At 60.7% G+C, this 24,263-nt stretch carries 22 protein-coding genes, 4 tRNA genes and 1 rRNA gene; all 27 read right to left on the bottom strand.

Annotated features, from left to right (window positions below):
* Positions 1–7: 7 nt before the first annotated feature.
* A complete protein-coding gene (gene rpsC, locus BCL93_RS14745) occupies positions 8–706 on the bottom strand; it encodes a 30S ribosomal protein S3 (RefSeq protein WP_112056015.1) in 699 nt (232 codons plus the stop codon).
* A gap of 11 nt (positions 707–717) precedes the next feature.
* Positions 718–1,050 carry a 50S ribosomal protein L22 gene (rplV, locus tag BCL93_RS14740; protein WP_092527226.1) on the bottom strand — a complete coding sequence of 111 codons (333 nt, stop codon included), beginning with the start codon at positions 1,048–1,050 and terminating at the stop codon, positions 718–720.
* Positions 1,051–1,068: 18 nt separating this feature from the next.
* The gene (rpsS, locus tag BCL93_RS14735; protein ID WP_072824351.1) at positions 1,069–1,344 is read right to left on the bottom strand and encodes a 30S ribosomal protein S19; all 276 of its coding nucleotides are present in this window, start codon (positions 1,342–1,344) and stop codon (positions 1,069–1,071) included.
* 33 nt (positions 1,345–1,377) lie between these two features.
* A complete protein-coding gene (gene rplB, locus BCL93_RS14730) occupies positions 1,378–2,208 on the bottom strand; it encodes a 50S ribosomal protein L2 (protein ID WP_112056014.1) in 831 nt (276 codons plus the stop codon).
* A gap of 17 nt (positions 2,209–2,225) precedes the next feature.
* Entirely contained in the window at positions 2,226–2,522 is a 297-nt protein-coding gene (gene rplW, locus BCL93_RS14725; protein ID WP_092527236.1) for a 50S ribosomal protein L23, read from the bottom strand.
* Positions 2,519–3,127, bottom strand: a complete 609-nt coding sequence (gene rplD / locus BCL93_RS14720; RefSeq protein WP_092527239.1) for a 50S ribosomal protein L4 — start codon at positions 3,125–3,127, stop codon at positions 2,519–2,521. Before rplD ends, rplW begins: the two co-directional genes overlap by 4 nt.
* A 14-nt stretch (positions 3,128–3,141) precedes the next feature.
* Entirely contained in the window at positions 3,142–3,780 is a 639-nt protein-coding gene (rplC, locus tag BCL93_RS14715) for a 50S ribosomal protein L3 (RefSeq protein ID WP_092527242.1), read from the bottom strand.
* Between the two features lie 140 nt (positions 3,781–3,920).
* A complete protein-coding gene (gene rpsJ, locus BCL93_RS14710) occupies positions 3,921–4,232 on the bottom strand; it encodes a 30S ribosomal protein S10 (protein ID WP_092527245.1) in 312 nt (103 codons plus the stop codon).
* Positions 4,233–4,398: 166 nt separating this feature from the next.
* Positions 4,399–5,592, bottom strand: coding sequence for an elongation factor Tu (gene tuf / locus BCL93_RS14705; RefSeq protein WP_112056013.1), 1,194 nt, complete (start codon positions 5,590–5,592; stop codon positions 4,399–4,401).
* 29 nt (positions 5,593–5,621) lie between these two features.
* Complete coding sequence (gene fusA / locus BCL93_RS14700) at positions 5,622–7,742, bottom strand: elongation factor G (RefSeq protein WP_112056012.1); 2,121 nt, start codon at positions 7,740–7,742, stop codon at positions 5,622–5,624.
* A gap of 63 nt (positions 7,743–7,805) precedes the next feature.
* Positions 7,806–8,276, bottom strand: a complete 471-nt coding sequence (rpsG, locus tag BCL93_RS14695; RefSeq protein WP_092527250.1) for a 30S ribosomal protein S7 — start codon at positions 8,274–8,276, stop codon at positions 7,806–7,808.
* Between the two features lie 131 nt (positions 8,277–8,407).
* Entirely contained in the window at positions 8,408–8,782 is a 375-nt protein-coding gene (gene rpsL / locus BCL93_RS14690; RefSeq protein WP_092527252.1) for a 30S ribosomal protein S12, read from the bottom strand.
* Between the two features lie 150 nt (positions 8,783–8,932).
* The gene (gene rpoC, locus BCL93_RS14685; RefSeq protein WP_112056011.1) at positions 8,933–13,150 is read right to left on the bottom strand and encodes a DNA-directed RNA polymerase subunit beta'; all 4,218 of its coding nucleotides are present in this window, start codon (positions 13,148–13,150) and stop codon (positions 8,933–8,935) included.
* A 120-nt stretch (positions 13,151–13,270) separates the two neighbouring features.
* Positions 13,271–17,347 (bottom strand): DNA-directed RNA polymerase subunit beta, encoded by a 4,077-nt coding sequence (gene rpoB / locus BCL93_RS14680; RefSeq protein ID WP_112056010.1) that lies wholly within the window; start codon positions 17,345–17,347, stop codon positions 13,271–13,273.
* 233 nt (positions 17,348–17,580) lie between these two features.
* Complete coding sequence (gene rplL, locus BCL93_RS14675) at positions 17,581–17,952, bottom strand: 50S ribosomal protein L7/L12 (RefSeq protein WP_112056009.1); 372 nt, start codon at positions 17,950–17,952, stop codon at positions 17,581–17,583.
* Between the two features lie 92 nt (positions 17,953–18,044).
* Positions 18,045–18,551, bottom strand: a complete 507-nt coding sequence (gene rplJ, locus BCL93_RS14670) for a 50S ribosomal protein L10 (RefSeq protein ID WP_112056008.1) — start codon at positions 18,549–18,551, stop codon at positions 18,045–18,047.
* A gap of 257 nt (positions 18,552–18,808) precedes the next feature.
* Entirely contained in the window at positions 18,809–19,501 is a 693-nt protein-coding gene (gene rplA, locus BCL93_RS14665) for a 50S ribosomal protein L1 (protein ID WP_112056007.1), read from the bottom strand.
* Positions 19,502–19,503: 2 nt separating this feature from the next.
* Complete coding sequence (gene rplK / locus BCL93_RS14660) at positions 19,504–19,935, bottom strand: 50S ribosomal protein L11 (protein ID WP_112056006.1); 432 nt, start codon at positions 19,933–19,935, stop codon at positions 19,504–19,506.
* Positions 19,936–20,058: 123 nt separating this feature from the next.
* Entirely contained in the window at positions 20,059–20,592 is a 534-nt protein-coding gene (gene nusG / locus BCL93_RS14655; RefSeq protein ID WP_092527272.1) for a transcription termination/antitermination protein NusG, read from the bottom strand.
* Positions 20,593–20,600: 8 nt separating this feature from the next.
* Positions 20,601–20,969: a preprotein translocase subunit SecE gene (gene secE / locus BCL93_RS14650; protein ID WP_112056005.1), complete on the bottom strand. Its 369-nt coding sequence runs from the start codon at positions 20,967–20,969 to the stop codon at positions 20,601–20,603.
* Between the two features lie 72 nt (positions 20,970–21,041).
* Positions 21,042–21,117 (bottom strand) — tRNA-Trp (locus BCL93_RS14645).
* A gap of 145 nt (positions 21,118–21,262) precedes the next feature.
* Positions 21,263–21,337, bottom strand: a tRNA-Thr gene (locus BCL93_RS14640).
* 21 nt (positions 21,338–21,358) lie between these two features.
* Positions 21,359–21,432, bottom strand: a tRNA-Gly gene (locus BCL93_RS14635).
* Positions 21,433–21,479: 47 nt separating this feature from the next.
* Positions 21,480–21,563 (bottom strand) — tRNA-Tyr (locus BCL93_RS14630).
* A gap of 108 nt (positions 21,564–21,671) precedes the next feature.
* Positions 21,672–22,511, bottom strand: a complete 840-nt coding sequence (locus BCL93_RS14625; protein ID WP_112056004.1) for a type III pantothenate kinase — start codon at positions 22,509–22,511, stop codon at positions 21,672–21,674.
* The gene (locus BCL93_RS14620) at positions 22,508–23,488 is read right to left on the bottom strand and encodes a biotin--[acetyl-CoA-carboxylase] ligase (protein ID WP_112056003.1); all 981 of its coding nucleotides are present in this window, start codon (positions 23,486–23,488) and stop codon (positions 22,508–22,510) included. Before BCL93_RS14620 ends, BCL93_RS14625 begins: the two co-directional genes overlap by 4 nt.
* Before the next feature lie 552 nt (positions 23,489–24,040).
* Positions 24,041–24,156 (bottom strand): 5S ribosomal RNA (gene rrf / locus BCL93_RS14615).
* Positions 24,157–24,263: the final 107 nt, after the last annotated feature.

Here is a 24,263-nt window from a genome sequence, read left to right as displayed (position 1 = left end):
TCTCCCCTTACCTGGAACCTTTCTTCTTGGAGGGCGCACTCTGAGGCTGCTTAGCCTTGGCGCGGACCTCTTCGATGCCCCCGAGGATTTCACCCTTGAAGACCCAGACCTTGACGCCGATGACGCCGTAGGTGGTGTGAGCTTCGTAGGTGGCGTAATCGATGTCGGCACGCAGCGTATGAAGCGGCACACGGCCTTCGCGGTACCATTCGGTACGTGCGATTTCCGCACCACCAAGACGACCAGAGAGCTGGATCTTGATGCCGCCAGCGCCCAGGCGCATGGCGTTCTGTACGGCGCGCTTCATGGCACGACGGAACATGACACGACGCTCGAGCTGGCCGCAGACGTTCTGGGCAACGAGCTTGGCATCGAGTTCCGGCTTGCGTACTTCTTCGATGTTGACGTGAACTGGCACGCCCATCATTTGGGTGACTTCGCGACGCAGACGGTCGACGTCCTCACCCTTCTTGCCAATCACGATGCCCGGACGGGCAGTGTGAATGGTGATACGAGCATTGTTGGCCGGGCGCTCGATGTGGATGCGACTCACGGACGCATTCTTCAGACGCTCCTCGATGAAGCGACGCACTTCGAGATCGTTATTCAGCTTGTCGGCATAGGTACCGCGCTCGGCGTACCAGACCGACGTGTGGTCTTTGACGATACCCAGCCGAATGCCTGTCGGATTTACTTTCTGACCCATCTGGTCGACTCCTACTTCTCGGCTACCATAACGGTGATGTGGCAGGTGCGCTTCAAGATACGATCCGCACGGCCCTTGGCGCGCGGCTGGATGCGCTTGAGCGTCATGCCCTCATCGACGCAAATGGTCGAGACACGCAGCTCGTCGATGTCCATGCCGTTGTTTTCTTCCGCATTCGCGATGGCGGACTGCAGCACTTTCTTAACCAGCTTGGCAGCCTTCTTCGGTGAGAAGGTCAGCAGGTCGAGTGCCTCGGCGACAGGTTTACCGCGCACCTGGTCAGCCACCAAACGGGCCTTCTGGGCGGATAAACGAGCGCCACGCAGCTTAGCTGTGACTTCCATCTCTCAATCCTCTTTGGCTTACCGTTTGGCTTTCTTGTCCGCCGCATGACCGCGATAGGTGCGGGTAGCAGCGAATTCGCCCAGCTTGTGGCCAACCATTTCCTCGGAGACGTGCACCGGGACATGTTGACGCCCGTTATGGACCGCAATGGTGAGCCCGACCATATTCGGCAGGATCATGGAACGACGCGACCAGGTCTTGATCGGTTTGCGGTCGTTCTTCTCCACTGCAGTCTCAACCTTCTTCAGCAGATGAAGGTCAATAAAAGGACCTTTCTTCAGTGAACGTGGCACAGCCGTTACCTCTTAATGTCTTGGCAATTTCGATCAGCTACGGGCCTTGCGGCGACGTAAGATCAGCTTGTCGGTGCGCTTGTTCTTGCGAGTCTTGTAACCCTTGGTGGGGACGCCCCACGGGGTGACCGGGTTACGACCACCGCTGGTGCGGCCTTCACCGCCACCGTGCGGGTGATCCACCGGGTTCATCGCAACACCGCGAACTGTCGGGCGAACGCCACGCCAGCGTTTGGCACCGGCCTTGCCCAATTGACGGAGGCTGTGCTCAGAGTTGCTCACTTCGCCCAGGGTCGCGCGGCATTCGGCCAGAATCTTGCGCATCTCGCCGGAGCGGAGACGCACAGTGGCGTAGTTGCCTTCACGCGCTACGAGCTGGGCACTGGTGCCGGCACTGCGTGCGATCTGAGCGCCCTTACCGGGCTTCAGCTCGATGCAATGCACGGTGGAACCCACCGGAATGTTGCGCAGCGGAAGGGTGTTGCCCTTCTTGATCGCAGCATTGACACCGGACTCGACGCGATCACCCGCCTTCACACCCTTGGGTGCGATGATGTAGCGACGCTCACCGTCCAGGTACTTCAACAGTGCGATATGAGCGCTACGGTTCGGATCGTACTCCAGGCGCTCGACGACGGCCTGAATGCCATCCTTGATGCGCTTGAAGTCGATCTGACGGTAGTGCTGACGGTGCCCACCACCCACGTGACGTGTGGTGATACGACCGTTGTTGTTACGCCCACCCGAGCGCGACTGCTTTTCCAGCAGCGGCGCGTACGGCCGACCCTTGTACAGATCGTCTCCGACGATCTTGACGAGGTGGCGACGACCGGCGGATGTGGGTTTGGTCTTGACGATTGCCATTATCCGTACTCCTGCCCTTATTCGGCGCCAGAGAAGTCTTCAAGGGTCTCACCCGCGGCGAGGGTTACATACGCCTTGCGGTAACCCTTGCGCTGGCCCAAGCCATTGGCGGTGCGCTTGGTCTTGCCCTTGATGTTCAGGACCTGTACGCGGTCAACCTTCTTACCGAACAGCGCCTGGACGGCCTGTTTGATTTCCGGCTTGGTCGCGTCAGAGGCCACCTTGAACACGTACTGGTTGTTCTCGGCGGCGGAGGCGGCCTTCTCGGTCATGTGCGGACCAAGCAGAACCTTGAATACGCGTTCCTGGTTCATGCCAGCTTCTCCTCGAATTTGCGCAGGGCGGAGACGGTGACCAGCACCTTGTCGAAGGCGACCAGGCTCACCGGATCGGCAGCAGCGACGTCCACCACATCCACGTGCGGGATGTTGCGAGCGGCCAGGTAAAGGTTCTCGTCAACTTCTTCAGTGACGATCAGTGCCTTTTCCAGGTTCAGCTCTTTGAGCTTGGCGGTCAGCTGCTTGGTCTTGGGTGCATCGACGGAGATGTCCTCGACGACGACCAGACGCTCCTGGCGGACCAGCTCGGACAGAATCGAGCGGATCGCGGCGCGGTACATCTTGCGGTTGACCTTCTGGGTGTAATCCTGCGGGCTAGCCGCAAAGGTCACACCGCCGGCACGCCAGATCGGCGAGCGGATGGTACCGGCGCGAGCGCGACCGGTGCCCTTCTGACGCCACGGCTTCTTGCCACCGCCACGCACATCGGCACGATTCTTCTGGGCGCGAGTACCCTGACGACCGCCAGCCAGATAGGCAGTAACGACCTGATGGACCAGCGCTTCGTTGAATTCTTTGCCAAAGGTTGCGTCGGACACTTCGACCGTGCCGGCACTAGCACCTGAAAGATTCAGATTCATTGGATCAAACCCCCTTAGCGAGCTTTCACGGCACTGCGAACAACAACGTCGCTGCCCGGTGCACCCGGTACGGCGCCCTTGATCAGCAGCAGATTGCGTTCAGCGTCGACGCGCACGACTTCTAGGCTTTGCACGGTGCAGCGGACGTTGCCCATCTGACCGGCCATTTTCTTGCCCTTGAAGACGCGACCCGGGGTTTGACACATACCGATGGAACCCGGAGCGCGGTGCGCCAGAGAGTTACCATGGCTGTTGTCTTGGGTGCGGAAGTTCCAGCGCTTGACGGCGCCCTGGAAACCCTTGCCCTTGGAGGTGCCAGTCACATCGATCTTCTGACCAGCTTCAAAGAGGGATACGGTGAGCTCGCCACCCACTTCCGGAGCTTCATCACCTTCAGCCAGGCGGAACTCCATCAGCGAACGACCGGCCTCGGTACCTGCCTTGGCAAACTGCCCAGCTTGCGCCTTGGTCAGGTGCTTGGCCTTGCGTGAGCCAGAGGTAACCTGCACGGCGCTGTAGCCGTCGACGTCGACGGTCTTAACGCGCGTGATGCGGTTAGGCTCAACTTCGATAACGGTTACGGGCACGGATGCGCCATCTTCGGTGAAGACACGGGTCATCCCGGCCTTCTTACCGACTAAACCGATAGTCATGTTCAGTCTCCTATAGTGTACGGGGCTATCACCCGCTATGGCTGCCCTTTCCAGAGCATTCCACTAGCACATTGTGTGACGCCATCCCGGCGTGACGGCGGCTGCTCGATGAGCGGCGACCGTGAGTGTCTAGTGTGGTCTCAGTCGAGTTTGATCTGAACGTCCACGCCAGCGGCGAGGTCGAGCTTCATCAATGCATCAACGGTCTTTTCAGTGGGTTCGACGATGTCGAGCACACGCTTATGAGTGCGGATCTCATACTGGTCACGCGCGTCCTTGTTGACGTGCGGAGAGACCAGGATGGTGTAGCGCTCACGATTGGTCGGCAGCGGGATCGGACCGTGCACCTGAGCACCGGTACGCTTGGCGGTCTCAACAATCTCCGCGGCGGACTGGTCAATCAGGCGATGATCGAACGCCTTCAACCGAATGCGAATCTTCTGGTTCTGCATTTGCCCTAAACTCCAATGGATGTCGACGGCGCGAGCCGTCTACCCACGCATTCAAAGGATGCGCATTATAGGCATGCAGCCTCGCAGAGTCAAACCCTGCGAGACAACATGCGCAGAAAGGGGGCTCCCGCAGGAGCCCCCTTCGATCATCGGGTGAGCCTAAGGCTTACTGGACGATCTTGGCGACAACACCGGCGCCAACGGTACGGCCGCCTTCACGAACAGCGAAGCGCAGGCCGTCTTCCATGGCGATCGGGGCGATCAGGGTAACGGTCATCTTGACGTTATCACCCGGCATCACCATCTCGACGCCTTCCGGCAGTTCACAGGTACCGGTCACATCGGTGGTACGGAAATAGAACTGCGGACGGTAGCCCTTGAAGAACGGAGTGTGACGACCACCCTCGTCCTTGGACAGCACATAGACTTCGGCTTCGAAGACAGTGTGCGGCGTGATGGTGCCCGGCTTGGCCAGAACCTGACCACGCTCGACGTCATCACGCTTGGTGCCACGCAGCAGGGCGCCGACGTTCTCGCCAGCACGACCTTCGTCGAGCAGCTTGCGGAACATCTCGACACCGGTAACGGTGGTCTTGACGGTGTCTTTCAGACCGACGATTTCGACTTCTTCGCCTGCCTTGACCACGCCACGCTCGACACGACCGGTCACAACGGTACCGCGACCAGAGATGGAGAACACGTCTTCGATCGGCATCAGGAACGGCTGATCGATAGCGCGCTCCGGCTCCGGGATGTAAGCGTCCAGGGCCTTGATCAGGTTGGCAACGGCGGTAGTTCCCATGCCGTTGTCGTCCTTGCCTTCCAGCGCCATCAGCGCAGAGCCGATGATGATCGGGGTGTCGTCACCCGGGAAGTCGTACTCGCTCAGGAGTTCGCGAACTTCCATCTCGACCAGCTCGAGCAGCTCTTCGTCGTCGACCATGTCGGCCTTGTTCAGGAACACGACGATGAACGGCACGCCGACCTGACGCGAGAGCAGGATGTGCTCACGAGTCTGCGGCATGGGGCCGTCGGCAGCGGAACAGACCAGGATAGCGCCGTCCATCTGGGCAGCACCGGTGATCATGTTCTTGACGTAGTCAGCGTGACCCGGGCAGTCGACGTGAGCGTAGTGACGCTCTTCGGACTGGTATTCCACGTGAGCGGTGGAGATGGTGATACCGCGCTCACGCTCTTCCGGGGCGTTGTCGATGGAGTCGAACGCACGAGCGTCGCCACCGAAGACTTCTGCAGAAACGCGGGTCAGAGCCGCGGTCAGCGTGGTCTTGCCGTGGTCAACGTGACCGATGGTGCCGACGTTGATATGCGGTTTGGAACGTTCGAATTTTTCCTTAGCCACTGCTATAACCTCTTTACGTTAGCTAACGGTTAACCGTTCTGGTTGATGACGGCTTCCACGATGCTGGAGGGCGCCTCGTCGTACTTCGCAAACTCCATGGAGTAGCTTGCACGGCCCTGGGTCTGAGAACGCAGATCGGTTGCATAACCGAACATCTCAGCCAGCGGCACCATTGCGCGGATGGTCTTCCCTGAGGAAGTATCATCCATGCCCTGCACCAGACCGCGACGACGGTTAAGATCGCCCATGACGTCACCCATAAACTCCTCGGGGGTCACGACTTCGACCTTCATCATCGGCTCCAGCAGCACGGCCTTGGCCTTTTTGGCACCTTCTTTGATCGCCATGGAAGAAGCGATCTTGAACGCGGTCTCGTTAGAGTCCACGTCATGGTAGGAACCATCGTACAGCGTGACCTTGACGTCGATCATCGGGTAACCCGCGATGACACCGTTCTTCAGCTGTTCATAGGCCCCTTTCTCGACAGCAGGCACGTATTCCTTCGGAACCACGCCGCCGACGATCTCGGACGAGAACTTGAAGTGCATCTCCTCGTCGTCGCCCTTGTCTTCCGCGGTCAGCGGTTCGATGCGCAGGTACACATGACCGAACTGACCGCGACCGCCTGACTGACGAACAAACTTGCCTTCCTGTTCGACTTTGTGGCGGATGGTCTCGCGATAGGCGACCTGCGGCTTGCCGATGTTGGCATCGACCTTGAACTCGCGACGCATGCGGTCAACGATGATATCGAGGTGCAGCTCGCCCATGCCGGAGATGATGGTCTGGCCGGTTTCCTCGTCGGTCTTGACCTGGAAGGACGGATCCTCCTGAGCCAGCTTACCGAGGGCGACACCCATCTTCTCCTGGTCGGCCTTGGACTTTGGCTCCACGGCCACCGAGATCACCGGATCCGGGAACTCCATGCGCTCAAGCACGATCTTGTCGGTCAGGTCGCACAGGGTATCACCGGTGGTGACATCCTTCAGGCCGATGCAGGCGGCGATATCGCCGGCCAGCACTTCCTTGATCTCTTCGCGAGAGTTGGAGTGCATCTGCACGATACGGCCGACACGTTCCTTCTTGCTCTTCACAGAGTTGAAGACGCTGTCGCCAGACTTCAAGACCCCGGAATACACACGGATGAAGGTCAGAGTGCCAACGAACGGGTCGGTGGCGATCTTGAAGGCCAGCGCGGAGAAGGGCGCACTGTCATCGGCCTCACGGGTCGCGATGGTGCCATCCTTGTCGTCCAGCTCACCCTCGATGGCCTTGACCTCGGTGGGTGACGGCATGTACTCGATGACGCCATCCAGCACGGCCTGCACGCCCTTGTTCTTGAACGCGGAGCCACAGGTCACCAGGACGATCTCGTTGTCGAGGGTACGACGACGCAGGCCGGCCTTGATTTCCTCGATGGAGAGTTCGCCCTCCTCGAGGTACTTCATCATCAGCTCTTCAGACGCTTCGGCGGCCGCTTCGACCATCTCTTCGCGGTACTTCTCAGCGGTTTCCTGAAGCTCTGCCGGGATATCAACCAGGTCATAGTTCATGCCGTGGTTGTCTTCGTCCCACAGGATCGCCTTCATCTGAATCAGATCGACGACGCCCTTGAACTCGTCCTCGGCACCCCAGTTGATCTGGATCGGCACCGCATTGGCGTTCAGGCGCGTCTTCAGCTGGTCGAGGACCATGAAGAAGTCGGCGCCGGCACGGTCCATCTTGTTGACGAACACCATGCGCGGAACTTCGTACTTGTTGGCCTGGCGCCAGACGGTCTCGGTCTGCGGCTGCACACCGGAACTGCCACACAGCACGACGACCGCGCCATCGAGCACACGCAGGGAACGTTCGACTTCGATGGTGAAGTCAACGTGCCCCGGGGTGTCGATGATGTTGATGCGGTGCTCATCGAACTGCTTGTTCATGCCCTGCCAGAAACAGGTGGTCGCTGCGGAGGTGATGGTAATACCACGCTCCTGCTCCTGCTGCATCCAGTCCATGGTGGCTGCGCCATCATGGACCTCACCGACCTTGTGGGACAGGCCGGTGTAGAACAGGACACGCTCGGTAGTGGTGGTCTTCCCGGCGTCGACGTGGGCAACGATACCGATATTACGGTAGCGCTTAAGCGGTGTCTTACGTGCCACGATGGAATTCCCCGTTGGTTGGAGGCGCCCCGACATATGGGCGCCTCAAGTTGCGAAGCCTGCTTAGAAGCGGTAGTGCGAGAAGGCCTTGTTGGCCTCCGCCATGCGGTGCACGTCTTCACGCTTCTTCACAGCGGCGCCCTTGCCTTCAGCGGCATCGAGCATCTCACCGGCCAGACGCTGCACCATGGTCTTTTCACCACGGTTACGAGCAGCGTCAGCCAGCCAGCGCATGGCCAGCGCCTGACGACGCGAGGGACGCACTTCCACGGGCACCTGGTAGGTAGCACCACCGACACGACGAGATTTCACCTCGACCATGGGCTGGATGGTTTCCAGCGCCTTGTCGAAGATCTCCAGCGGGTCATCATTGTTGCGCTCGGACACGCGGTCCAGGGCGCCATAGACGATACGTTCAGCTACAGACTTCTTGCCGCTGATCATGAGGTGGTTCATGAACTTTGCCAGGCGCTCGCTTCCGAACTTCGGATCCGGGAGGATTTCGCGCTTCGCAGCAACTCTTCTTCTAGGCATGATAAGCCCTCAAAACTAAGGGGTCCTTCAGGTAAACCCGGGACTGATACAGGACTCGCCTGCAACGCCCGACCTTACTCTTATCAGACCGGTGCAATATGGTATGGCGGTTCCGGCGGCGCGCGAGTCGTTTAGGACTTCGGACGCTTGGTGCCGTACTTGGAACGGCCCTGCTTACGGTTCTGGACACCGGAGGTGTCGAGAGCGCCGCGAACGGTGTGATAACGCACACCCGGCAAGTCCTTCACTCGGCCGCCGCGAATCAGCACGACAGAGTGTTCCTGCAGGTTGTGACCTTCACCACCGATGTAGGAAGACACTTCATACCCGTTGGTCAGACGAACACGGCACACCTTACGCAGTGCGGAGTTCGGCTTCTTCGGGGTAGTGGTGTAAACGCGGGTGCAAACCCCGCGACGTTGCGGGCAGGCCTGCAGCGCCGGGACGTCGCTCTTGACGACGGGACGCTTGCGCGGCTTGCGCACGAGCTGGTTAATAGTTGCCATGGTCTGTAGCTGACTCCAATGGTTGCCTTGGCCTTTCGATAGCGAGCGCGGGCGTACCCACCCCACTTTCAAAGGCTGCGCATTCTACTGTCTCGGAGCGATCCGCGTCAAGGCCGGCGCCATTCGGCGCCGGCCTTGAGCTGGCTCCGGCTAGATCTCGTCGTCATCCCCGTCGAGAGCGGTGAGCTGAGCGCCCAGTTCCTGCTCGACGTCCTGAGCCGACGGTTGGAGCACGCGCTCGGCGTCTTCGCGACGACGGCGACGCTCCGCATGGTGGGTCAAGCCGGTACCGGCCGGGATCAGACGCCCCACCACCACGTTTTCCTTCAAGCCGCGCAGATAATCGCGCTTGCCGGTCACCGCCGCTTCGGTCAGCACCCGCGTGGTCTCCTGGAAGGAGGCCGCAGAGATGAACGACTCGGTGGCGAGACTCGCCTTGGTGATACCCAGCAGCAGGCGGTCGTACTTGGCCGGGAACTTGTCTTCCTGTTCCAGACGCGCGTTCTGCTCGAGCACACGCACCACTTCGACCTGATCACCGGTGATGAAGTCGGAGTCACCGGCATCGGTGATTTCGACCTTGCGCAGCATCTGACGAACGATCACTTCGATGTGCTTGTCGTTGATGCCCACGCCCTGGAGGCGGTAGACCTCTTGCACCTCGGCGGTGATGTACTTGGCCAGCTCGCTGACGCCCAGCAGACGCAGGATGTCGTGCGGGTTGCTGGGGCCATCGGAGATGACCTCGCCCTTCTCGACCGTCTCGCCTTCGAATACCGCGATCTGGCGCCATTTCGGGATCAGCATCTCGAACGGATCGCTATCGGCCGGCGTGATCGTCAGGCGACGCTTGCCCTTGGTCTCCTTGCCGAAGCTGAGCACGCCGCTGATCTCGGCAAGAATCGCCGATTCCTTGGGCTTACGCGCTTCGAACAGGTCGGCCACGCGGGGCAGACCACCGGTGATATCCTTGTTGCCGGTCGCTTCCACCGGAATACGGGCGACCACTTCGCCGACACCAACCTCGGCACCGTTCTCGATCGAGACGATGGCCTTGCCGGGCAGCAGATACTGCACCGGGGTGTTGGAACCCGGCAGCGAGATGTGCTGACCGGCGTCGTCGGCGAGCATGATCATCGGACGCTTTTCGCGGCCGGAGGCCGGGCGCGCGGCGGACTCGATCACCTCGATAGAGGACAGGCCGGTCATCTCATCCACGCTGCGGTGGATGGAGACACCTTCGTCCATGTCGATGTACTGGGCCTTACCTTCGACCTCAGCAACGATCGGATGGGTGTGCGGGTCCCACTTGGCGACGGTCTGGCCGCCTTCGACCAGCTCGCCGTCCTTGACCGACAGCTCGGCACCGTAGGGCAGCTTGTAGTACTCGCGTTCACGGCCGTGGTCGTCGGCGACGGCCAGGGCGCTGGAGCGGGATACCACCACCAGCTTGCCGTCGGCGCGTTCCACTGACTTGATGTTGTGCAGGCGCACCTTGCCGCCGTGCTTGACCTGCACGCTGTCGACGGCCGAGGCACGAGAGGCCGCACCGCCGATGTGGAACGTCCGCATGGTCAGCTGGGTACCCGGCTCACCGATCGACTGGGCGGCGATGACGCCGACCGCCTCACCGGTGTTGACCTGGTGACCGCGCGCCAGGTCACGACCGTAGCAGGACGAGCAGACGCCGTGAGAGGTGTCACAGGTGATGGTCGAACGCACCACGATCTCGTCGACGCCCATGGTGTCGAGCTCGGCACACCAGGCTTCGTCGAGCAGCGTGCCACGCGCGATCAGCACTTCGTCGCTGGCCGGATCGACCACATCCTGTGCGACCACACGGCCCAGCACACGCTGTGCCAGGGAGACGATGATGTCGCCGCCCTCGATGACCGGATGCAGCGTCAAACCGTTCTCGGTGCCGCAATCGGGTTCGGTGATCACCAGATCCTGCGCCACGTCGACCAGGCGACGGGTCAGGTAACCGGAGTTGGCCGTCTTGAGGGCCGTATCCGCCAGACCCTTACGAGCACCGTGAGTGGAGATGAAGTACTGGAGTACGTTCAGACCCTCACGGAAGTTGGCGGTGATCGGCGTCTCGATGATCGAACCATCCGGCTTGGCCATCAGGCCACGCATGCCCGCCAGCTGACGGATCTGAGCGGCACTACCACGGGCACCGGAGTCGGCCATGATGAACACGCTGTTGAAGGAGTCCTGTTCGACTTCTTCCCCGTCGCGGTTGATCACGCTCTCCTTGGAGATGCCAGTCATCATCGCCTTGGCGACCTTGTCGTTGGCCTTGGACCAGATATCGATGACCTTGTTGTACTTCTCGCCCGCGGTCACCAGACCGGAGGAGAACTGGTCCTCGATTTCCTTCACTTCGTCCTCGGCCGCATCGACGATGCCCTTCTTGGCATCGGGGATGACGAAGTCGTTGACGCCGATCGAGGCGCCGGACCAGGTGGCCAGACGGAAGCCGGTGTACATCAGCTGGTCGGCGAAGACCACGGCGTCCTTGAGACCGGTACGACGATAGACCTCGTTGATCAGCCCAGAGATCGCTTTCTTCTTCATCGGCTGGTCGACCAGCTCGAAGGGCGCGCCCTTGGGCAGGATGCGGAACAGCATCGCGCGACCGACGGTGGTGTCATAGAGCGAAGTGCGCTCGATCAGCTCACCGCCTTCTTCCTCGGGCAGAAACTCGGTCAGACGTACCTTGACCCGGGCGTGCATGGACACGTTCTGGGTGCCGAAGGCGCGCTCGACCTCTTTGAGGTCGGAGAAGATCATGCCTTCGCCCTTGGCGTTGATCTTCTCGCGGGTCATGTAATACAGACCCAGCACCACGTCCTGGGACGGCACGATGATCGGATCACCGTTGGCCGGCGACAGCACGTTGTTGGTGGCCATCATCAGCGCACGGGCTTCGAGCTGAGCTTCCAGGGTCAGCGGCACGTGGACCGCCATCTGGTCACCGTCAAAGTCGGCGTTGTAGGCGGCACACACCAGCGGGTGCAGCTGGATCGCCTTGCCTTCGATAAGCAGCGGCTCGAAGGCCTGGATGCCCAGACGGTGCAGGGTCGGCGCACGGTTGAGCAGGACCGGATGCTCGCGGATGACGTCGGCGAGGATGTCCCACACCTCCGGCAGCTCGCGCTCGACCATCTTCTTGGCGGCCTTGATGGTGGACGCCTGGCCGCTGGACTGAAGCTTGGAGTAGATGAACGGCTTGAACAGCTCGAGCGCCATCTTCTTCGGCAGGCCGCACTGGTGCAGACGCAGAGTCGGACCCACGGTGATCACGGAACGACCGGAGTAGTCGACGCGCTTGCCCAGCAGGTTCTGACGGAAACGTCCCTGCTTGCCCTTGATCATGTCGGCAAGCGACTTCAGCGGACGCTTGTTGGAACCGGTGATGGCACGACCACGGCGACCGTTGTCGAGCAGCGCATCCACGGATTCCTGCAGCATGCGCTTCTCGTTGCGCACGATGATATCCGGCGCATTGAGATCAAGTAGACGCTTGAGACGGTTGTTGCGGTTGATCACGCGACGATACAGATCGTTGAGATCCGATGTCGCGAAACGACCGCCGTCCAGCGGCACCAGCGGACGCAGGTCCGGCGGCAGTACCGGCAGCACTTCCATGACCATCCAGGCCGGCGCGTTGCCGGACTTGGAGAAGGCCTCGAGCAGCTTGAGGCGCTTGGACAGTTTCTTGATCTTGGTCTCGGAGTTGGTCTGCGGAATTTCTTCGCGCAGATGATTGATCTCCTCGTCCAGATCGATGTCCTTGAGCAGCGCCTGCACGGCTTCGGCGCCCATGCGGGCATCGAAATCGTCGCCGAACTCCTCGAGAGCCTCGAAGTACTGCTCGTCGTTGAGCAACTGACCACGCTCGAGGGTGGTCATGCCCGGATCGACGACCACGAAGCTCTCGAAATAGAGCACGCGCTCGATGTCACGCAGGGTCATGTCCAGGAACATGCCGATGCGCGACGGCAGCGATTTCAGGAACCAGATATGCGCGACCGGGCTTGCCAGTTCGATATGGCCCATGCGCTCGCGGCGAACCGCGGCCTTGGTGACCTCGACGCCGCACTTCTCGCAGATGATACCGCGGTGCTTCATGCGCTTGTACTTGCCGCACAAGCACTCGTAATCCTTCACCGGGCCAAAGATCTTGGCGCAGAACAGGCCGTCACGCTCCGGCTTGAAGGTACGGTAGTTGATGGTCTCGGGCTTCTTTACCTCGCCGTAAGACCAGGAGCGGATCAGGTCCGGTGACGCGAGAGTGATTCTGATCGCGTCGAACTCTTCGGACTGTGCCTGCGACTTGAGAACTTTAACCAAATCTTTCATAGGTCGGCTCCGTTGCGGAGTTGTCATAGGCGGGGGCGGCGTGTTGCCCGCCCCCGCGGACCATCTTTCTCGAGCACTGTCGTGAGTACTGTCGCCAGTACTGACTCAAGTCCCGGGTGCTTAGCCTTCCAGCTCGATGTCGATGCCCAGCGAGCGGATTTCCTTCACCAGTACGTTGAAGGATTCCGGCATGCCCGCCTGCATGGTGTGATCGCCATCCACGATGCTCTTGTACATCTTGGTACGACCTTCCACGTCATCGGACTTGACCGTGAGCATCTCCTGGAGGGTATAGGCAGCACCGTAGGCTTCCAGGGCCCAGACCTCCATCTCACCGAAGCGCTGACCACCGAACTGCGCCTTGCCGCCCAGCGGTTGCTGGGTGACCAGCGAGTACGAGCCCGTGGAGCGCGCGTGCATCTTGTCGTCGACCAGGTGGTTGAGCTTGAGCATGTACATGTAGCCCACCGTGACCGGACGGTCGAAGGACTCGCCGGTACGCCCGTCGTAGAGCGTCATCTGACCGGAATCCGGCAGGTCGGCCAGGCTCAGCAGATGCTTGATCTCATGCTCTTTGGCACCGTCGAAGACCGGTGTAGCCATCGGCACGCCACCCTGGAGGTTCTTCGCCAGGGCGATCACCTCGTCGTCGGACAGCGAACTGATGTCCTCAAGCCGTGCGCCCTCGGTGTTGTAGACCTTGCCGAGGAAGTCACGCAACTGGACGACCTGCTGTTCGCGGGCCTCGCGCAGCATGTGCTCGATCTTGACGCCAAGACCACGAGCCGCCATGCCCAGGTGAGTCTCGAGGATCTGACCGACGTTCATGCGCGACGGCACACCCAAGGGGTTCAGGACCACGTCGACCGGCTCACCGCCGCCGTCGAAGGGCATGTCCTCGATCGGCATGATCGCGGAGATGACACCCTTGTTACCGTGACGGCCGGCCATCTTGTCACCCGGCTGGATGCGACGCTTGACCGCCATGTAGACCTTGACGATCTTCAGCACGCCCGGCGCCAGGTCGTCGCCCTGGGTCAGCTTCCGCTTCTTGTCCTCGAAGCGCTCGTCCATCTCCTTGCGACGGTTCTCGAGCTGTTCATCGGCCTGGGCCAGCAGCTCGTTGAAGGACTCGTCCTGCATGCGCAGCTTGAACCACTGCTGACGCGGTAGTTCTTCGAGGTACTCCTCGGAGAGCACATCATCCTTCTTGAGCTTGGGCCCACCGTTGACCGGCTGACCGGACAGGGTGCGCTTCAGGCGCTCGAAGGTGGCCTCTTCGGCGATGCGGTAGGTCTCCTGGAGATCCTTGCGCACCTCATCGAGCTGCATCTGCTCGATGGACAGCGCGCGAGAGTCCTTCTCGACGCCGTCGCGGGTGAAGACCTGAACGTCGATGACCGTACCCTTCATGCCGGTCGGGGCACGCAGAGAGGTATCCTTCACGTCGGAGGCCTTCTCACCGAAGATGGCACGTAGCAGCTTCTCTTCCGGCGTCAGCTGGGTCTCGCCCTTGGGCGTGACCTTACCGACCAGAATGTCGCCCGGGCCGACCTCGGCACCGATATAGACCACGCCGGCCTCATCGAGCTTGGACAGCGCAGACTCACCGACATTGGGAATATCCGAGGTGATTTCCTCGGCACCGAGCTTGGTGTCGCGAGACACGCAGGTCAGTTCCTGGATATGGATGGTGGTGAAGCGATCTTCCTGCACCACGCGCTCCGAGAACAGGATGGAGTCCTCGAAGTTGTAACCGTTCCAGGGCATGAAGGCGATGCGCATGTTCTGGCCCAGCGCCAGGTCGCCCATGTCGACGGACGGACCGTCGGCGAGGATATCGTCCTTCGATACCTGGTCACCCGGGCGCACGATCGGGCGCTGGTTCATGCAAGTATTCTGGTTAGAACGGGTGTACTTGGTGAGGTTGTAGATATCCACACCAGCTTCACCGCCGATGATCTCGTCCTCGTTGACCCGTACCACGACGCGACGAGCGTCGACCGAGTCGATCACGCCACCGCGACGCGCCACGGCGCAGACACCGGAGTCACGGGCGACGAAGCGCTCCATGCCGGTGCCGACCAGCGGCTTGTCGGCACGCAGGGTCGGCACGGCCTGACGCTGCATGTTGGCACCCATCAGGGCACGGTTGGCGTCATCGTGCTCGAGGAACGGGATCAGGGCCGCGGCCACGGACACCACCTGACGCGGCGACACGTCCATCATGGTGACCTTGTCCGGCGCCATGAAGGTGGTCTCGCCACGGTGACGGACCTGCACCAGGTCATCGACCAGGTGACCGTTCTCGTCAACGGTGGCCGAGGCCTGGGCGATGACGAAGTTGCCTTCCTCGATGGCGGAGAGCTGTACCACTTCATCGGTGATCTGACCGCCCACGACCTTACGGTACGGCGTCTCGAGGAAACCATAGCTATTGGTGTGGCTGTAAGTGGCCAGCGAGTTGATCAGGCCGATGTTCGGGCCTTCCGGGGTCTCGATCGGGCACAGGCGACCATAGTGGGTCGCGTGAACGTCACGCACCTCGAAGCCGGCGCGCTCACGGGTCAGGCCGCCCGGGCCGAGGGCCGAGACGCGACGCTTGTGAGTGACCTCGGACAGCGGGTTGTTCTGGTCCATGAACTGGGACAGCTGGCTCGAACCGAAGAACTCCTTCACCGCCGCCGCGACCGGCTTGGCGTTGATCAGATCCTGCGGCATCAGGCCTTCGCTTTCGGCCATGGACAGGCGTTCCTTGACCGCACGCTCGACGCGCACCAGGCCAACGCGGAACTGGTTTTCGGCCATCTCGCCAACGCAGCGGATGCGGCGGTTGCCCAGGTGGTCGATATCGTCGACGTCGCCGAAGCCGTTGCGGATCGCAATCAGCTCCTTGAGCACATCGAGGATGTCGCCGTTGTCGAGCACACCGGAACCGGTATCACCGTCACGACGCAGACGACGGTTGAACTTCATCCGGCCTACGCCCGACAGGTCGTAGCGGTCTTCGGTGAAGAACAGGTTGTGGAACAGCGTCTCGGCGGCTTCCTTGGTGGGCGGCTCGCCGGGGCGCATCATGCGGTAGATCTCGACCAGTGCCTCGAGCTGGCTGCGGGTGCTGTCCAGCTTCAGGGTGTCGGAGATGAACGGACCGCAGTCAAGGTCGTTGGTATAGAGCGTTTCGAGCGTGGTGATGCCAGCGGTGGCCAGCTTCTCGAGCAGCTCTGCCGTGATCTCGGAGTTGCACTCGCAGATCAGCTCGCCGGTCTTCGGATCGACCTGATCCTTGGCCAGCGTCTTGCCGTACAGGTACTCCATCGGCACTTCGAGACGCTCGAGGCCCGACTTTTCCATCTGACGGATATGCTTCTGGGTGATGCGGCGACCTTCCTCGACGATCACGCTGCCATCGACATCCTTGATGTCGAAGGTGGCGGTTTCGCCGCGCAGGCGCGACGGCACCAACTCGACCGAGAAGCCGCTCTTTTCGATGTGGAAGGTGCTGGTCTCGAAGAAGTTATCGAGGATCTCCTCGGCGCTCATGCCCAGCGCGCGCAGCAGGACGGACGCCGGCAGCTTGCGGCGACGGTCGATGCGCACGAAGACGTTGTCCTTGGGATCGAACTCGAAGTCGAGCCAGGAACCACGGTAGGGAATGACCCGCGCGGAGTACAGAAGCTTGCCGGAGGAGTGGCTCTTGCCCTTGTCATGGTCGAAGAACACACCCGGCGAGCGATGCAGCTGGGAGACGATGACACGCTCGGTACCGTTGACCACAAAGGTACCGTTCTCGGTCATCAGGGGGATCTCCCCCATGTAAACTTCCTGCTCCTTGATATCCTTGATCGCCTTGTTGGATGACTCGCGATCGTAGATGATCAGGCGTACCTTGACGCGCAGCGGTGCCGAATAGGTGACCCCGCGCAGCTGACATTCCTTGACGTCGAAGGCCGGCGTGCCGAAACGATAGCTGACATACTCGAGAGCAGCGTTGCCCGAGAAGCTCTCGATCGGGAATACGGACTTGAAGGCGGCGTGCAGGCCGAGCTCGAGCCGCTCTTCCGGCGAGCGATCCTGCTGGAGGAAGTCGTAGTAGGAATCAAGCTGGATGGCCAGCAGGTAGGGCACATCCATCACTTGGGGCAGTTTGCCGAAATCCTTGCGGATGCGTTTTTTCTCAGTGTATGAGTAAGCCATCTGTATTCCCCAGCTTGTTCACCATGGGTGACCGATGCGTGTCGGCGCCACCTGACGGGATGGGTCCCGTCAGGCGCTGACGGCAAGCCCCCTCGTGGAGGCTCGCCGTCGGAATTCGGCTAGCGGCGTCGCATGAAAGCGGGCAGCTAGTAACAACAGAAAAAGGCCGGTAGCGGGAAGCCCGCCACCAGCCGTGGAAGCTTACGCAGCGCGTGAAGCCGTGGGCACAAGAATTACTTGAGCTCCACGCTCGCGCCGGCTTCTTCCAGCTTCTTCTTCGCTTCTTCGGCGTCGTCCTTGGACATCGCTTCCTTGATAGTCGCCGGTGCGCCGTCAACGGCACCCTTGGCTTCCTTCAGGCCGAGACCAGTGATCTCGCGGACGGCCTTGATGACGTTGACTTTCTTGTCGCCAGCGCCGGTCAGCACCAGGTCAAATTCAGTCTGCTCTTCTTCGGCAGCGGCTTCACCGCCACCCGGGCCGGCGACAACAGCAGCAGCTGCGGTCACGCCGAACTTCTCTTCCATCGCTTCGATCAGCTCAGCCACTTCCATGACGGTCATGTCGGCGACGGCGTTGATGATGTCTTCTTGGGTAAGTGCCATGTTCAATTTCCTAGACTTTGCGGAGCCTCGGCCAGGGGACCAAGTGCTCGTGATTCAATGGTCGGTTCAGGCTACTCGGAGAAGCGCGCCAATCAGGCAGCGGCCGCTTCTTCCTTCTGGTCGCGCAGTGCCGCGAGAGTACGGACCAGCTTGCCGGCAGAAGCTTCCTTCATGACGGACATCAGCTTGGCGATCGCCTCATCGTGTGTCGGCAGCGTGGCCAGACGGTCAAGATCGGAAGCCGGGATGAACTCGCCTTCGTATGCCAGCGCCTTGACTTCGAAGTCCTTCTGACTCTTGGCGAACTCCTTGAACAGACGAGCGGCAGCGCCCGGATGCTCGTAGGAGAAGGCCAACATGGTCGGACCTGAGAAAGTCTCGTCCAGAATCTCCCAGGGAGTTCCGGACAAAGCGCGGCGTGCCAAGGTGTTGCGAACAACACGGATCTGCACGCCATTCTCGCGCGCCTGCTTGCGCAGGCTGGTCATGGCACTAACGTCCACACCGCGAGAATCGGCAACTACGACGGAGAGAGCGTCCTTAGCGGCCTCACTGACCTCGGCAACAATTGCCTTCTTGCCTTCGAGAGCTAGTGGCACAGTGATCACTCCTTCGTGCCGGGACTGAGAGACTCACGTCTCACAGCTCCGGGGGTTACCATCTCTCCTCACCTAGTGGTGAGAAGGCTTGGGTGATGGTGCACACCAGTGACTGGCGGCCACACCATCTGCGCAGGCTTCCCCTGAGGGAGATTAAGCCGTGACTCGCATGCGAGACACGGCACCTGCGGTCTTTGACGGTGCCCCGGACTCCACGAGGAAGGACGGGGACCGCAAAGTATCTTTGGCTGCGTCGATCACGCGTAAGCGGAATGATCGACGGTCAGACCCGGGCCCATGGTGGTGGACAGGGTCAGCTTCTTGAAATACACACCCTTGGAGGTGCTGGGCTTGAGGCGCTTGAGGTCGGCGACCAGCGCTTCAAGGTTGCCGCGGATATCGTCAGCGGCGAAATCCACTTTGCCCAGGGTGGTATGAATGATGCCGTTTTTGTCGGTACGGAAACGCACCTGACCGGCCTTGGCGTTCTTGACCGCGGTGGCGACGTCCGGCGTCACGGTGCCGACCTTCGGGTTCGGCATCAGGCCACGCGGGCCGAGAATCTGACCCAGCTGGCCGACGACGCGCATGGCGTCCGGCGAGGCGATGACCACGTCGAAGTCGAGCTGGCCTTTCTTGACCTGCTCGGCCAGGTCGTCCATGCCAACGATATCGGCACCGGCTTCCTTGGCAGCGTCAACGTTGGCGCCCTGGGTAAAGACGGCTACACGCACGTCTTTGCCAGTGCCGTTGGGCATGACGGTAGCGCCACGCACGACCTGGTCGGATTTCCGCGGATCGACGCCCAGATTGATGGCGACGTCGAGGGATTCCTTGAACTTGACGGTGGACAGCTCGTTGAGCAGTGCCACGGCTTCATCCAGGGAATAGACCTTGGAAGCGTCAACCTGTTCTTTGATCTTCAGAGCGCGCTTGGACAGTTTAGCCATGATCAGAGACCCTCCACGTTGAGGCCCATGCTACGGGCGCTACCGGCAATGGTACGCACCGCGGCGTCAAGATCAGCAGCCGTCAGGTCCGGCTCCTTGGTCTTGGCGATCTCTTCGAGCTGCTCGCGGGTCACAGTACCGACCTTGTTCTTGTTCGGCTCACCAGAGCCGGACTTGATGCCAGCGGCCTTCTTCAGCAGGACGGCGGCGGGCGTCGTCTTGGTGATGAAGGTGAAGCTGCGGTCGGAATAGACAGTGATGACGACCGGTGTCGGCAGGCCTGCTTCAACATCCTGGGTCTCGGCGTTGAACGCCTTGCAGAACTCCATGATATTGACGCCGTGCTGACCCAGCGCGGGGCCCACGGGAGGACTCGGGTTAGCTTTACCAGCTGCGACCTGCAGCTTGATGTAAGCCTGTACTTTCTTGGCCATGATAGGACTCCAATTGGGTGCTAGCGCCTTGCGGCTCCCCGGTTGAATGGCCGCCTCGGCGACCTGACTACTTCTGACTGGCGCTTGATCACACTTACCTGATCACGCCATCCGGGCCGAGATTCAGTCCTTCTCGACCTGGGAAAACTCGAGCTCGACAGGGGTCGCACGGCCAAAGATCAGCACGCTGACCTGGACGCGACTCTTGTCGTAGTTGACCTCTTCGACCACACCATTGAAGTCGGCGAAGGGGCCATCGATAACGCGCACGGACTGACCCGGCTCGAAGACTGTCTTCGGCCGCGGCTTGTCGGTGCCGTCCTGGACACGACGCAGAATGGCATCGGCTTCTTTCTGACTGATCGGTGCCGGCTTTTCTTTAGTGCCACCGATGAAACCGAGAACGCGAGGCGTCTCGTTGACCAGATGCCAGGTTGCGTCGTCCATCTCCATCTCGACCAGCACGTAGCCGGGATAGAACTTGCGCTCACTCTTGCGGCGCTTGCCGTCGCGCATCTCGACCACTTCTTCGGTCGGCACCAGAATTTCGCCGAAGCGATCTTCCATGCCATACATCTTCACGCGCTCAATAAGCGAGCGCATGACATGCTTTTCGAAGCTGGAGTAGGCATGCACGACATACCAACGCTTGGACATGGAATCTCCTAACCAATGACGCCGGACATCGCCCAGCCAAGAAGGGTATCAATCAGCCACAGCATCAGACCTACCACCAACACAGCCACCATCACGATCGCGGTGGTCTGAATGGTTTCTTGGCGGGTCGGCCAGACGACGCGCTGAATTTCCTTGCGCGCACTGCGGGCCAGCTCCAGGAGATTGCGCCCCTTGGTGGTGGTGATAGCCACACCGGCGGCAAGCGCACACAGCGCGACGACGCCCAATACACGATAGAGCAGCGCTTGATCGGCGAAATAGGAGTTACCGACAACGGCAACGACTACCAGAGAGACGACAACCGCCCACCTGAGCCCGTCGTGGCGCGACTCCTGCACCTCGGCGTTTTGTTTCATGCGAACGAGACTCCTCAGGGTGCAGCAATCGAAACATGAAAGTATAAGGGATATTACCAGCCTGGGGAAGACTGGCAGGCCAGGAGGGAATCGAACCCCCAACCTGCGGTTTTGGAGACCGCTGCTCTGCCAATTGAGCTACTGGCCTGTATCTGCGCTTCCACTGGAAGCCCTTTGCAGGCATCCCGTAACAGCGGGCGCTATCATAGCGAAAGGCCCTCTGCCTGACAACCCCCGGCAAACCACCGGAGGCAAAAAAGAAAAGGCGAGCTTGCGGCTCGCCTTTTCTAATATGGAGCTCGTGGGCGGAATTGAACCGCCGACCTCACCCTTACCAAGGGTGTGCTCTACCCCTGAGCTACACGAGCAAAACGCGTTACAGCAAAAACTGGAGCGGGCAGCGGGGATCGAACCCGCATCATCAGCTTGGAAGGCTGAGGTTCTACCATTGAACTATGCCCGCCTGCCCGCTCTTACTACCGAATCGACAACAGGCGCTTCGGCAAAATCTGGTGGAGGGGGAAGGATTCGAACCTTCGAAGCTTTCGCGGCAGATTTACAGTCTGCTCCCTTTGGCCACTCGGGAACCCCTCCGAATCACGCGGTAAATTCTACCGCTTTTCGCAACAATGTCAAGCGCTTATCCTACTTTTTCCGAAGCGTGGCCCGGAAACGCTTGCCCTGCGAACGCGCTGCATTCTGTCAAAGCAGCATGGAGAATGCAAGGCTTGCGCGAATTTTTTCCAGCGTCACAGGGGCCGGCACCTCCGGCGCCCCCGACAGTCGCCCTGCTCGCTCGGCCGCTGTCTGCGGGAAGCAAGCCTCCAGCCCCCCATAGACCATGTCCGGCCACAGAGCATGCGGAACCCGGATGCCTCGCGACACTACTCGCGCATCGCCGCCGGTCAGCAGCAGTGGCAACGCCACACCTTCACGGTCGCAGACTTCGCCATAGATGCGGTTCACGGCACTGACCGCCGCCATATAGATGCCATGATTGACCGCCTCGACGGTATTACGCCCAGGTGCCAGCAGCTCATCGGCTTCGCTGTCCGGGTCGATCGCCACGTTGCGAGTACCCAGCTTGAGGCTCTCCTTCATCAGGCGCAGGCCCGGCAGGATATAGCCGCCGAGATGGCGCCCACCGGGCAGCACAAAGTCGATGGTAATTGCACTCCCGCAGTCGACCGTGCAACAGGCCCCTGCCAGCTGGTAGCTCGCCAGAGCCCCCAACCAACGATCCACGCCGAGCCGGCCGGGTTCGTCATATCCATTGACGACGCCAAGCGACTCTCGCACCGGTCGTGCTACATGCACCACACCGACCTCATGGCGCAGCAGCTCAACGGTTTCCTGCAGCACTTTCTGACGGGCTACGCTTGAGATACGCACCGCCCTCACCACATCGAGGTCGGGAATATCCGAGCCGGGTCGCCATTCCTCGCGTGTCCACACCGCACCACGCGAACGGATCTCGCTACTCACGCTGTCCTTAAGGCGCCACTTCGACAGGGTATTGCCGATATCCAGGTCCAGAATCATGAATGACCACGCACGCTGATTTCGCCGCTCGCCAGTGACTGGCGCTCTCCGTCCTGCCATACCACCAGGTTACCGGCGGTATCGACCCCCTCGGCTACCGCTTCCTGGCGCCGCGGGCCCTGAATGATATCGATGGCCTGGCCAGCGTGAGCGTGACGTGCGTTCCAGGCGTCCTGCCAGGCAGCAAAGCCTTGTGTTTCGAAACGCGGCAGCAGAGCCAACAGAGCATCGATGATATCGGCGGCTAGGCGGTTACGGGTCACACCGGGCTGCTGATCATGAACCGCCGCCGCAGGCTGGTCGATGCCCTCACGCACCATCTCCGGAAGAGTGACATTGATGCCAATCCCGATCACTACCTCACAGGGGCCCGATAGATCACCGCTGACCTCGAGCAGGATGCCGGCAAGCTTTCGCGATGGCCCCTTGCCGAGCACCAGGACGTCATTAGGCCACTTGAGCGCGACCTCGACGCCATGACGCTCGAGCACCTCGGCAAGCGCCACCCCAACCGCCAGGCTCAACCCCTCCAGCGAGGCGGCACCGGACTCGAATCGCCAGCCCAACGACAGCAGCAGCCCACGCCCCCAGGGACTGGTCCAGCCACGGCCACGGCGCCCACGACCGGCGCTCTGGGACTCGCTCAAGCATACCTCGCCGTGCCCGGCCCCCTGCTCGAAGCGTTCACGTAGATAGCGGTTGGTCGAGGGGAGGCCCTCTTCTATGAACAGTCGCGCCATCTGCTGGCGGCTGTCACGAGATAGCTCAGCGATGATCGCCGGCCCATCCAGCAGCTCGATAGGGTTGGCCAAGCGATAACCCAGCCCCTTGACCGCCTCCAGAGGGATATCCATTGCCTCGAGCTTCTTGAGCTGTTTCCACACCGCAGTACGGGATACGCCCAGACGCTCACCCAACTGCTCGCCAGAGTGAAAGTCACCGTCACTCAACAAGCGAATCAGTTCACCGATGGTCATGCGCACCTTCCCGCCGCAAAAACCGCCATTCTAGCGGATGCCGGCAGCCCCCGGAAATCATCGCGACCAAAGTTGCGCCCCCCCTTTGTCTTGGCCCGGGACCTTACACGCTGATATCTAACGCCAGAATCGACCAACCCAAGGCCAAGATCGGGGTATCAGCTACCTGCCATTCATTGTCGTCAGTAATGCGACATTTACTTCCATTGATCGAGATAAGTGAGATAGGCGAGAGAACGACCGAAGTCATTCTAAGAACCGCTTATCAGCCCCCGTTAGGCGCAGACTTGTGGGCTACCACCCTCTACGACGCTTTGGCCTCAAGCCACAGACACAAAAAACCCCGGGCGCGTCAGCGGCCGGGGTGAGAAGGAAGAGCTATCGAGGCGCACCCATCGGGCGAGCCTTTCTGTCGCGTGATTGTCGCGGGGCTATCGTGTCGTGTCCTGCCGAGAGCTGCCGTGCTGCCAGCCGGCATTTCCTGGTCATTCCCACCGCCCAGACATGAAAAAACCCCGGCCTGTTAAGGACCGGGGTTTTCTCTAAATAAGTGCCTGACGATGACCTACTCTCGCATGGAGAAACTCCACACTACCATCGGCGCTAAGCGGTTTCACTTCCGAGTTCGGCATGGGATCGGGTGGTTCACGCTCGCTATGGTCGTCAGGCGAAACGGGTTGATGAGACGCCTTGGCGGCTCATCGCAATATGAAATCATGCTGACGTGATCGTCTCTTGTTACTGCTCGCGTATCCGTCAATTGTGCGCGTCATGC

The sequence above is a fragment of the Onishia taeanensis genome (assembly GCF_003268885.1).
GTDB lineage: Bacteria > Pseudomonadota > Gammaproteobacteria > Pseudomonadales > Halomonadaceae > Onishia > Onishia taeanensis_A.
The sequence above is the reverse complement of the archived record's forward strand: the minus strand, read 5'-3'. Positions and strand labels throughout refer to the sequence as shown.